General features: G+C 55.8%; 7 protein-coding genes. All 7 read right to left on the reverse strand.

The genetic code is table 11. The annotated features are described in order from the left end of the window. Window positions 1-9: 9 nt before the first annotated feature. The 7 genes from ligA to fdnG all read right to left on the reverse strand — a co-directional run bounded on the left by ligA (window position 10) and on the right by fdnG (window position 12,349). Complete coding sequence (gene ligA / locus P1S59_07420; protein MDF1526080.1) at window positions 10-2,022, reverse strand: NAD-dependent DNA ligase LigA; 2,013 nt, start codon at window positions 2,020-2,022, stop codon at window positions 10-12. Between the two features lie 183 nt (window positions 2,023-2,205). Further along, window positions 2,206-3,444: a molybdopterin molybdotransferase MoeA gene (locus P1S59_07425; protein MDF1526081.1), complete on the reverse strand. Its 1,239-nt coding sequence runs from the start codon at window positions 3,442-3,444 to the stop codon at window positions 2,206-2,208. A 419-nt stretch (window positions 3,445-3,863) separates the two neighbouring features. Continuing rightward, window positions 3,864-5,801, reverse strand: coding sequence for a selenocysteine-specific translation elongation factor (selB, locus tag P1S59_07430; protein ID MDF1526082.1), 1,938 nt, complete (start codon window positions 5,799-5,801; stop codon window positions 3,864-3,866). A gap of 319 nt (window positions 5,802-6,120) precedes the next feature. Continuing rightward, entirely contained in the window at window positions 6,121-7,539 is a 1,419-nt protein-coding gene (gene selA / locus P1S59_07435; GenBank protein ID MDF1526083.1) for an L-seryl-tRNA(Sec) selenium transferase, read from the reverse strand. Window positions 7,540-7,810: 271 nt separating this feature from the next. Then, window positions 7,811-8,413 carry a formate dehydrogenase subunit gamma gene (locus tag P1S59_07440; GenBank protein ID MDF1526084.1) on the reverse strand — a complete coding sequence of 201 codons (603 nt, stop codon included), beginning with the start codon at window positions 8,411-8,413 and terminating at the stop codon, window positions 7,811-7,813. Continuing rightward, the gene (locus P1S59_07445) at window positions 8,413-9,231 is read right to left on the reverse strand and encodes a 4Fe-4S dicluster domain-containing protein (protein MDF1526085.1); all 819 of its coding nucleotides are present in this window, start codon (window positions 9,229-9,231) and stop codon (window positions 8,413-8,415) included. The genes P1S59_07440 and P1S59_07445 overlap by 1 nt, the downstream gene beginning before the upstream one ends. A gap of 16 nt (window positions 9,232-9,247) precedes the next feature. Next, window positions 9,248-12,349 (reverse strand): formate dehydrogenase-N subunit alpha, encoded by a 3,102-nt coding sequence (gene fdnG, locus P1S59_07450; GenBank protein MDF1526086.1) that lies wholly within the window; start codon window positions 12,347-12,349, stop codon window positions 9,248-9,250. Window positions 12,350-12,590 lie beyond the last annotated feature (241 nt).

Consider the following 12,590-nt stretch of genomic DNA (forward strand, 5'->3'; position numbering starts at 1 on the left):
CATCCTTCATCATTCATTAGGGATTATCATCTCCACAAACTCTTCCTCACTGAGCACCTTCACGCCCAGTTTCACAGCTTTGTCCAGTTTGCTGCCTGGGTCGGCACCGGCAACCACATAGCCAGTCCTTTTACTCACAGAACCGATGACCTTGCCGCCACGGTTTTCAATGAGTCTTTTTGCCTCGTCACGGGTGAAATTCTCCAAAGTGCCTGTGAGGACGAAAGTCATTCCTGCCAGGTCTTCCGATTCCGGGACCGAGACCTCCTGCGGTTGAAAGATCTCCCACAGCCTCTTGGCTTCCTCAGCGTTTCCCGGTTCCCGGAAAAAAGACAGGACCTGATCCGTGATCTCAGGACCGACACCGTGGATCTTGAGCATACCATCCATGTCGGCACTTGCCAGTTCATCCAACGTCCTGAACCGGCCCATTAGCAATCGTGCCCCGACCTTCCCCACCATGGGAATGCCCAGCCCGAAAAGTAGACGATCCGCAGTCCTGGATCCTTTAGCCTCACTTATCGCATCCAAAAGGTTCAGGGCCGACTTTTCCGCATACAGGTCAAGGCCCATTAAATCGTCCATCGTCAAACTGTTTAAGTCCGAGGGAACAGAGACATTCTTACCGTCCACGAGCTGGGTCACCGTCTTCATTCCCAGTCCCTCGATGTCCATGGCGCCCCGGGAGGCGAAGTGGAAGATCCGTTCCTTGACCTGAGCGGGACAGGCGATGTTTGTACAGCGGTGAGCCGCCTCCCCCTCCATCCGTACGATACTGTTCCCGCAAACAGGACAGGTTTTCGGCATTATCCAGGGGAACGTTCCCTTCGGACGCTGCTCAAAAACAACCTCCGCCACTTCCGGGATCACATCTCCTGCTCTCTGGACGACCACCGTGTCCCCTGCCCTCACATCCTTGCGACCCACCTCGTCCTGATTGTGGAGTGTGGCACGGGACACCATAACTCCGCCCACCCTGACAGGTCTCAGGTGAGCTACCGGAGTGATCTTCCCCGTACGGCCCACCTGGACCGCAATGTCCTCGACAACTGTACTGGCCTGCTCAGGAGCAAACTTGTATGCCACAGCCCACCGGGGACTGCGGGAGGTCCTACCGATGGCATCCCTGAGATCGAACCGGTCCACCTTTATGACCATACCGTCGATCTCGTAAGGAAGTTCATCCCTTACCCGTCCTAGCTCTTCATAATAGGCCAGGGCTTCCTCGATCCCCACACACACCTTTTTAATAGGGTTGACCTTAAACCCAGAGGCTGAGAGATATTCCAAAAGCTCATTTTGGCTGGTTAAGAAATCCCCCTCGATCTCACCTAAAGCGTAAAAGAATCCGTCCAGGGGCCGGGTGGCGGTGACAGCAGGGTCAAGTTGTCTCAGGCTGCCTGCGGCGGCGTTCCTGGGGTTGGCAAAAGGTTCCTGTCCATCAGCCTCTCTCTCTTGATTCAGGAGATCGAAATCGGTCCTGTTTATGAAGATCTCGCCGCGGACTTCCAAACGTGCCGGTATCGTTTCACCGGCAAGCCTGAGAGGTATGGACTTAACAGTTCTCAGGTTGGCAGTGATGTCCTCCCCTGTCACCCCGTCGCCGCGGGTGGATCCGAGGACAAAGACACCGTTCACGTAAACCAGTTCCACGCTGAGTCCGTCCAGCTTGGGCTCGGCTACGTAGGTGACCGTTTCGTCGCTGCCTAAAAACCTCTTCACCCTGGCATCGAACTGAACCGCCTCCTCCTCATCCATGGCGTTGCCCAGAGAAAGCATGGGAAGAGTGTGCCGAACGGGGGCGAACTGCTCACTGGGCGCGGCGCCAACTTTTTGAGTGGGGGAGTCCGGAGTGCGGAGTTCGGGGTGAGTTTCTTCTATCTCCACCAGACGACGCAGGAGCGCATCATACTCGGCGTCAGACACCTCCGGCGCGTCGATAACATAGTACAGGCGGTTGTGCCTGGAAATGGCATTTCGGAGATTTTCTGCTTCTGCTTTTATTTTTTTAAGATCAACCATAATTTTCTAAATACAGAGGTCATCACGCCTCTGGCGTGACGTCCTTTGCGGTGAGAAAACTCGCTTTTATAGTAACCGGGATCGCTTCACACAGTCGACGGTTCGCGATGACAAATGAAATGGTGTTCCTCTCTACACTCTACACTCTACACCCTGCACTCTACACTTCATCGATAGTGAGGATTAGTCTCCATCGGAGCATAAAGCCTCTTCACTATCAATGAGATACACTTCCACCTTTTCCCCCGCTTTCGCCCCTTCGGCATCTTCTGACAAAACAATGATCCCGTTGGCGTCCGACATGGAGCGAAGGATCCCGGAACCCTGATCCCCGGTAGTTTGGACGTAGAGGACCCCGTCTTCTTTCCGCTCAACGATCCCCCTGATAAAGTTGCGACGCCCGGTTTTCTTTTTAATATCCTGTTCCAGGACAGCTTTCACCGTGGGCCTGAACAGCCGGGTGTGTCCCATCATTTTTCTCAAAGCCGGACGAACATACAGTTCAAAGGACAGTGTGGCTGACACCGGGTTGCCGGGGAGGGCAAACACGGGTTTGCCGTGGCGCACTCCGAAGGTCATGGGCTTTCCGGGTTTCTGGGCCACTTTCCAGAAAAGAACCTCAATTCCTACCGTACCAAAAACATCCTTCAGGAAGTCATAATCACCCATAGAGATCCCCCCCGTGGTCACGAGAACGTCTGACTGGAGTCCCTCTTCGATCATGGCAGCAAGATGGTCGGGTTCGTCCCGGGCGATTCCGAGCTGTCTGGGAATAGCGCCGCACTCCCTCACCAGAGCGCTCAGGGCGTGGGAATTGCTGCTGTAGATCTGGGCCTCGTGGGGAACCTCGCCCAGGCTGACCACCTCATCCCCGGTGGCAAGGATCGCCACTTCCGGCCTTCTATAAACCTTGAGCTGAGCGATCCCCTGGGAAGCAACCAGTCCGAGGTCGGCTGGACGCAGGGGCCGTCTCGCCGGCAGTATCTCATCAAGGGATCTGATATCCTCACCGGACCGCCGGATGTTGGCGTCTTTTTTTACAGGACTTGTGAGGAAAAGGTTTTCAGCTTCCACATAGGTGTCTTCCACCCGGACAACCGCATCCACACCGCCAGGCACAGGCGCTCCGGTCATGATCCTCACCGCCTCGCTTTCAGCAATAGGAGAACCAGCCAGGTCTCCTGCCCTTATAGTCCTGACGATGGGAAGAGAGACGGGCGTATTATCGGAAGCTCCCTCTGTGGCTACTGCGGTAAGGGCGAAGCCGTCCATGGCTGAATTATCCTGGGGCGGGACGTCTCTACGGGCAAATATCGACTCGGCGAGGACCCGGACCAGGCACTGGTCCAGGCTCACAACCTCTTTGCCCAGAAGGTTCACATTGTCCAGGATGATCTTTCTTGCTTCCGAAACTCTTATCATTCAATCTCCTAAAGCTTCAACGCTGAGGGCCGCCCTTCGACAAGCTCAGGGCAGGCTGGAACGCCGCCTCTCAGGCATTATCACAGAGGGCCGCTGGAAAAACCTGAAACCAAAGCACTTTCTTTTAAAAAAGGTTAAGACTTTCTAAACGCAGAGGACGCTGAAGTCGCGGAGAAGACCTGTAATTCCTTCCTCACCTGACCTCTCCTGTAGGGAGAGGGATTTCTGCGAAATCAGATCGGGATCTCTTCGCATGGGTATCTGCTCGCGATGACGGACAACGCACCATTTTTCTTTACTGCGTCCTGTGCCCTGCGCCCTGTGTCCTGTGTCCTGTGTCCTGATTGTCATTCTACATTCTGCATTCTGCATTCCCTGCCCTGAGCAAGTGAAACGCGTCGAAGGGTTCATTCTCATCATTACCCATTACCCCTCACCGTTTTTCTTTTTATCCTCACATCCCCCTTACGCATGGTGACCTGGGTTCGGTCAAGATACTCCAGGAGAGGGATCATCCATTTTCTGGTGGTGTTCACAATTTCCCTGAAATCGGCCAGGGCCATCTCCTGGTTGGACCCAAAATACTTCTCCACCCCTTTCATGAGAACGGTGTGGGCATTGGATGTAACAAAATAATCGTCTTTGATCCTGACGAGGTCACCTTTGTCAGCCAGAAGGTTGAGAACCGTTTTGAGGTTTCCAGAAGGGGCTTTGAGGTCCTCGCTGATATCTGCGAGAAAGGGTGCGGAAAGCTGTGTCTTCTCAAGGAGGACCAGCGCTTTTTTTGCCAGGGCTTCCTGGTCAGGGGTCAGAGTAGCTTCATGGCTTCCAATACGTACGATATCCCCGTCCAAGGCGATCGCGCCCTGTTCCTGAAGTGTTGCCAGAAGGTTCCTGTAGGGGCGGTCCGGCAGCTGGCGGGCGACCCTCATCCTGAGTTCTTCACGACCAATTCCCGCCCTGGCAGGGTTGGCCTGGTGGAATTTTTCCAACGCATTTAACAGCCGCTCCTTTATTTTATCAAAGGAGGCGGCAGAGTAGGCCAGTGTCCCGTCACCGGTTACTGCCAGGACAACCTTTGAATCATCGTCCATGCGGGTCAGCAGCTCTTTCATCTCCGGAGTATCAAGCCCGGTCCTTACAGACAGATTCGCCGCCTCAAGACCAAAGTCCCCGGCCTCTTCAAGGTAGACTTCCACACGGTCCTGGAGACTGCCCTCCTCCAGGCGCTTTAACCGCTCGATCACGGGTGGACGGTTCCGGCGATGTTTCCCGGGAAGGGGATCAATAATGTGGCCACCCCCGATGGTGGCCATGGGAGAATAGCTTCTAATGACAAACCGGTCACCTGGAAGTGCAATGGCCGGCTCTTCCAGGCGCAGCTGTATCAGACCCTCTTCGCCAGGTTGAATAACCTCACCATCGAGAATGATTGTCCGCGTCATGATCTCAGCCGTGTAAAGGTGCAGGCGAACCCGCTCGCGGTTTTTTAACGGTCGAGGGGCTGAAGGGAGAAGACTGACCTTGGCGTCAAGCATGAGAGTGGAGCGCAGAACGCCGGCTCTCACCGCTGTCTGTCCACGGTGGATCTCATCCTTATCGATGCCCTGCAGGTTAAGGGCGGTCCTGGTCCCGGCCGAGCTTGACGAAACTGATTCGCCGTGGACCTGAAGGCCCCTGAGCTTCGTCTTCCTGTCCCCCGGAAGGAACAGGATCTCTTCCCCGGTGGAAATTTTTCCCGAAGTCTGGGTACCGGTGACAACTGTGCCAAACCCCTTCATGGTGAAAACTCTGTCCACAGGCAGCCTGAAGATGCCCTTGTCGGTTCTTCCCGGAATTTTCCGGGCAGCAGCTTCAATAGCAGCAACCACTTCCTCTTTACCGCTGCCGGTGATAGAGGAAACGGGAACAATAGGTGCATCCTGGAGGAAGGTGCCCGAGAGGTAATCCCTTACGTCCTCGGTAATCATCTCGAGCCACTCATCATCGACCATATCAGTCTTGGTGAGGGCAATAACCCCGTTCTTGACACCCAGGAGCTGGCAGATATCGAGATGCTCACGGGTCTGGGGCATTACTCCCTCATCTGCAGCAATGACGAGGAGCACCAGATCGATCCCTGTGGCACCGGCTACCATGTTCCTGACGAAACGTTCGTGACCCGGCACATCCACAAGGCCCAACCGCAAACCGGAGGGGAGGGTGAACGGAGCGAAACCCAGCTCGATGGTAATGCCCCGCTCTTTTTCCTCCTTGAGACGGTCGGTGTCGACACCGGTCAGGACCTTGACTAATGAAGTCTTGCCGTGGTCGATGTGACCGGCCGTACCAATTATTATGTGGCCCTGGGTGGTCAACGCCTCTGACCTCTATGGTATCGGGGTATCGGAGTATCGGGGTATCGGGGTTTTACACCCACACACCCACACACCCACACACCCATACTGTCGTCTTTCATACGCCTCCGGTTACCTCCTCTCTCAGGCCTTGCATCCCCTCGACATAGCTCGGGGCCTGAGCCTGCCGAATGGCTGAACCCTTCTTGAAAGCCTCTCTGTCTTATGGACATAAATGCCTTTCTCCGCGTCACCGCTTCTCCGTTTCCCCGTTTCCCCGTTTCAAGATCTGGCTCTTTCCCCGACACGCCGATACTCCGACACACCGATACGAGCGATCCTACTGCTTTGCATTAAGGAGCGCTCCTATGATAGCCTTTTCCAGGTCTCCCAACTGTCTCGACTGTACCGTGCGCAGGTCGAGACACAGTCTATCATCCACAATGCGCGCGATCACCGGCGGGTCTTGAAGTCTAAGCCTGCCCTCCAGGTCGTGGGCGGACATTTCTTCCGGATCGAGAGCAAGGAGCATCGTGGGCAGCTCTTCAAGGGGCAGGGAGCCTCCCCCCACCCTGGACACTGAGGAGAGAGTCGAGATCCGGACGGGAAGATCGGAAAGCCTTCTTCCCAAACGCCTGGCCCGGGCCGCAACAGCTTCTTTTTTAGCGGCCATCATTCTCAAAGTGGGGATCTTTTCAACCACTGTAGCCGGGTCAAGATAGGCCTTCAGAACCGATTCCAGCGCGGCCAGGGTGAGTTTGCCCACTCTCAGGGCTCTCTTCATTGGGTTATTTTTTATTGCCTGAAGGTACTCCCTGGTACCAACGATGATCCCGGCCTGGGGACCTCCCAGAAGCTTGTCACCCGAAAAGGTCACCACCTTGGCACCCTGGGCAAGAACCCCCCTGACTGTTGGTTCGCTGTGCTTAAGCCCCAGTTCCCTGAGATCCACAAGACAGCCGCTGCCCAGATCCACAGCAACAGGAAGGTCGTGCTCTTTTCCGAGAGCCGCGAGCTCTTCAACAGATGCTTCTTCGGCAAACCCGACGATGCGGTAGTTGCTGGTGTGCACCTTGAGCAGCAGGCCCGTTTCTGCGGTGATCCTTTTGCGGTAATCCGATATCCGCGTTCTGTTTGTCGTTCCCACCTCGGCTAGCTGTGCCCCTGAGGCCTCCATGACATCCGGTATCCGGAAACTTCCGCCGATCTCCACAAGTTCACCTCTGGATACGACAACAGCCTTTCCCGAGGCCATGGTCCGTAGAACAAGCATGACCGCCGCGGCGTTGTTATTGACCACGGTGGCCGCCTCGGCCCCGGTGAGCCGGCAGATAAGCTCCTCCACCAGGTCGTCCCTGGACCCCCTTTGCCCGCCTTCGATATCATACTCCAAATTGGAGTACCCCCTGGCAGCCATGGCGACCTGACGGATAGCGTCATCCGACAGGGGGCTCCTCCCCAGGTTGGTGTGGATCACAACCCCGGTGGCGTTAATGACGTGCCGCAGGTTCGGCCGATCCATCTTCAAGATCCTGTGAACGGCCGCCTCGGCTGTAGTATCAAGGGAAAGATCGGCCTTATCGGTTATTTTCCCCTCCAGCAGAAGACTCCGGATACGGTCGATCTCGCTCCGGACCGCAGCCTTTATAGTCAGTTCAGGCACGCTGCCGAAAAGACGTTTAACGGCTGCGTGCTCCAGAATCGAATCCACCTTGGGGATATGGCGTAATAGGGATTTATTCGGGATTTTTTTGGTCATAACCGTAAGATTATAGAGGAATAAGTTCCTTGTTCCTAGTACCTGGTTCCTGGCACTATATCCAGGTTCCAGGTTTTGGTACTCGCCTGTGTTCTGCCTGTCCCGAGCTCAGTCGAGGGGCGTTCTGTGTTCTGTGTTCCAGATCCCAGACACCAGACCCCAGCCCCCGAATTTTCTCTGCACTCTGCACTGGAAGCCTAAACAGCCGTTCAAAACTAAAAAAAAGGGGCCCCTTTCGGGGCCCCATACCTTGATAGGCTGTTTAGGCTATTTACGCTTCTTCACCGTCCCATTTGGCATGATTCTTCTGCGCCCAGGCTTTGGTAACTGTACCCCTTGTCATGGCGCGCCACGTACCAGGGACGCCCCAGGTTCCAAGGTAGGCATGGAGCATGATGAAACCGAGGAACACGATGAAGCCAAGGTTATGCAGGAAATACATCCACTGCTGCAGACCCTTACCCAGCTGGAAGGGAAACCACATGGCAAGACCAGTGCCTCCCATGAAGAGCCCCAGGATCAGAGCTGCCCAACCGGCCATTTTCTGGCCTGCGTTGAACTTCCCTGAAGGGGCCGCCTTGTAACTCGAGTCGAAGTAACCCTTGACCACCGCAACTACCGTGTCATCTCCAGGAGCAGTGATCTCCTTGATCCACTGCATGAAAATGACCACGGTCGTAACGATGAACAGGACACCAGCCCAATGGTGGATAACCCTGGACACATCCACACCGCCGAACACCCCGGTCAGGCCAAAGAAAGACTTAGCATACAACCCGAGGCCGGTCAGTGTCAGGAAGATGAAGGTTAGCATGTGGATCCAGTGAACAAGCCGCTCACGGGGCGAAAACCTTTTCAAGAGATGATGTGACATCAGTACTCACCTCCTTCCCCGGGTGAGGAGGGCGGGGGTGCTGCTCCGCCCCCTTCGTCGGCGTCTTTGGGACCGACGGTAACGTAATGGGCGAGAAGCCCCACAGCCCCTGCCAGAAATGCGATGACACCCACCGGCTTCATGACAGTGCGCCACAGGAAAGTAGCTGTCGGGATTGCGGGCTTGGAGGGCAGGCCGTACTGGCCAGCCTTGTCCTCGAGCAGAAACACGACGTTTGTGCTCAGAGACCCGCCATCGTAGACCGTGAGGCCCCGATCCTTTGCAGATGCTCTGATCCCTTCCAGTTTACCCTTATCGGTAAAAAAGAGTGCACCAGTGGGGCAGGTCTTGGTACAGGCGGGCTGCATGCCCATTTCCTGGCGGTCGAAGCACAGAGTGCACTTGAACGCCTTGTCCACACCGAACTTTTCAGCGTTTGCCCCGTCATAGCGGGGGACGTCGAAGGGACAGCCGAATACGCAGTACTTGCACCCGGTGCACAGCGTCTGGTTGATCACCACGGAGCCCGCAGCGTCACGAGTGATTGCACCGGGAACGGGGCAAGCCTTCATGCAGCCTGCATCCGTACAGTGCAAACAACGATGCTGGCCAAAGAACCAACTGATCTCTCCACCGTTTTCTACCTCGTTGAACCGGATCCTGGTGTAGGTGTTGTATGAGAGATTCTGGGGGTTCTCGTAGCTGCCCTTACATTCGGTTTGTTCCGCCGAAAGACTGTTCCACTGCTTGCAGGCCGTTTGGCAGCCTCTGCAGGCAGTACACTTGGAAGTATCAATAACTATCATTTTTTCAGCCACTCAAATCACCCCCTTCCTATTTCTTCTCGACGTTGACCATAAAGGCCTTCGTCTCAGGAATCATGGTGTTGGCGTCCCCGATGCCGGGCGTCAAAAGGTTGCTCGAATCGCCATAGGTCGGGTTGGAATAAGCCTTCCCGTTCGCCATGACGTCGTGCTCCTTTGTTGTCGCCCAACCGAATGACCAGGGGAGTCCCACCTGGTGAATAGTAGCGCCAGCGACCTGGAACGGCTTGAACCGTTTGGTCACAATGGCAACGGCATCTACCTTGTCACGGGCCGAGGTAACGACGACTTTCTGTCCGTTAGTGATGCCCTTCTCCTCGGCGAGCTCCACGCTCATTTCCACGAAGTTTGCGGGCATCAGCTCCGCCTGCCATGGCAGCCACCTTGAGAGAACACCGGTCTGCCAGTGTTCCGTGACCCTGTAGGTGGTCGCGACCAGCGGATATCTGTCGTCGCAGTTAAGGAACTGGTCCATCTTGCCGGTGAACATCTTCGCCACCGGGTTGATCCTCTGGGGGTTCATGAGGTTGCGCTCAATGGGGCATTCCAGAGGCTCGTAGTGCTCGGGGAAGGGTCCGTCGGCGAGCCCGGGACCAAAGATATGAGAGACACCGTGGGGCTTCATGATGTAAGCCAGTCTGGTCCTCTCGTTCCAGGTTCCGTCCGGCTTTCGCAGGGGAGGCCATCCACCGTCCGGCACATCGCCGATCCACTTTGAACCGTTCCAGTAAATGACCGGCTTGTGGGAGGCCCAGGGCTTACCGTACTCATCCACAGAGGCCCGGTTGTAAATTATCCGGCGGTTCACCGGCCAACACCAGGACCAGCCGTTGTACAAGCCGGTGCCGGTGGGGTCGGATTTACCGCGCCGGGCCATATTGTTGCCACTCTCATTATAGGAGTTGCAATACAGCCAGTTACCCGACGAGGTCTTGCCGTCGTCCCTGAGGGCGGCGAAGGATACAACGAGGTCGCCCTTCTTGGCGATAACGTTGCCCTTATCGTCCTTGATGTCCTCAAGGTAATAGCCGTTGATCTCCTTGGCAATGAAATGTGTGTCCATGTGGGAGGTCTTGCCGTCGGGGCCCTTGGGGCCGTAATCCCAGGCAAGGTTCACGATGGGCTCGGGGAAGACCCCGTTCTGCTCGGAATAGAGCTTCTTCACACGCCACTGGAGTTCGTTGACGATGTCCGCGTCGGTGGGAGCCGGGGGCTCGACCGCAGCGTAGCGCCACTGGGCCCAACGGCCGGAGTTGGTTATAGAGCCTTCCTTTTCGAAAGACATGGCGCAGGGGAGCAAAAACACTTCTGTCTTGATCTGACCGGGGTCCACACCCGGGCCGCGCCAGAAGGATCCGGTTTCGTTGTCGAACAGGTTGACGTTCACCATCCAGTCCAGCTTGCCGAGTGCTGTCCTGACCTTGCCTGCATTGGCGCCGGAGCAGGCCGGGTTCTGGCCCCATGCGAAGAAACCGTTGAACTTGCCCTTGAGCATCTCATCAAAGATCATAAGCCATGAGGCGTTCTGCCCGTCGTCAAGCTTCGGCAGCCATGTGTACTGGGTGTCCAGGCTGGCGCTCAGGCCAAAATGGGCCCTGAGAAGACTGTTGCTGTACTTCGGATAGTTGCTCCACCAGTTGGCGGAATAGGGCTCCTTCGTAGAGGGTGTGTAATTCTTATTGTAGGTTGTGAGGTTCGTGTCCTTGGCCCGAGGGGTTTTGAGATACCCGGGGAGAATATGGAACAAAAGGCAGTGGTCCGTGGACCCCTGAACGTTGGATTCACCCCGCAGCGCGTTCACACCGCCGCCCGCCATGCCGATATTGCCCAGCAGCAGCTGGATCATGGCCATTGTCCGGATGTTCTGGGTGCCCACGGTGTGCTGGGTCCAGCCCATGGCATACATGATGGTACCTGTGCGGTTGGGCTTGCCTGTGGATGCGAAGATCTTGTAGACCTCGCGCAGCTTATCTACAGGAGTCCCGCAGATGGCGGACACCTTGTCCAGCGTGTATCGGGAGTAGTGTTTCTTCAGGAGCTGGAGGACGCACATCGGGTCCTTCATCTCCGGATCCTTTTTGACTTCTCCGTTGGCATTGGTATTAAAGGCCCACGCCTTTTTGTCATAACTTCTCTTCTTTGGATCGTACCCCGAAAACACGCCGTCCAGTTCACCTGGCATCTTGAAGTCTGTATTCACGATGAAAGGAGCGTTGGTGTACAGGCGGACATAATCCTTGTGGTACAGCTCGTTATCGAGGATGTACATGATCATCCCGCCCAACCAGGCGATATCTGAACCCGACCTGATGGGAGCGTAGACATCGGCCTTGGATGAGGTTCTCGTGAACCGCGGGTCCAGGCTCAAAAGCTTGGCACCCTTCTCCTTGGCCTTCATAACCCATTTAAAACTGATGGGGTGGTTCTCAGCAGCGTTGCTTCCGGAAATTATGATGACATCCGAGTTCCGGATATCGATCCAGTGGTTGGTCATCGCGCCTCTTCCAAACGACTCTGCCAGAGCCGCTACGGTTGCGCTGTGTCATATGCGCGCCTGGTGTTCGATATACACCAGGCCGAGGGCACGAAGCCATTTCTGGAGTACATAGCACTCCTCGTTATCGAGCGCCGCACTGCCCACTGAAGCGATGGTATCGGTGCGGTTGACCACCTGGTTATTGGCGTTGACCTTGGTGAACCCGGCGTCACGGCTCTTTTTGACCCTTTTTGAGATCTCATTATAGGCCCAGTCCCAGGATACCTCTTTCCACTCTGCGCTGCGAGGCGCACGATAAAGAGGCTTGGTAATGCGCCACTCACTCTCCGAGACCTGCCTGACAGCCTGCGCTTTTGAACACAGGGAACCCTCGTTGATTGGATGATCAGGGTCTCCCTCGATGTTGACGACCTTACCGGCGTGGGCACTGACGATCATGCCACAGCCCACGGCACAGTAAGGACAGATGGTGGTGGACTCCTTGGCATACTTGATGGCGACGTTACCCTTGCGGGTCCCCGCCATCGCTGTGCCTCGGAGGCCCAGGCCACCAAGCGCGGCACCAGACACGGTCGCACCGGAGATCTTGATAAAATCTCTCCTGGTTACGTTCATCCTTGTCTACACCTTCCTTTCTTACGGGTTAAAGTCCAGATAGCGTACGATAATTTTGCCGGACAAGCGTTGGGGTCACCTCCTTCCGAAACGGATACCTTCCTCTCGCTGGATTCGATCCGTAAAACGCACAAAGGAAACCATGCGCATTTCATGGCTTCCTTTGCAAGAAAGGCAGGCATCGGAATTGCTCCCGGCACCCTATCGTCCCGCCCATCCCGAAGGGACGGTACGAGATCGG

It is taken from the genome of bacterium (assembly GCA_029210965.1).
GTDB lineage: Bacteria > BMS3Abin14 > BMS3Abin14 > BMS3Abin14 > BMS3Abin14 > JALHUC01.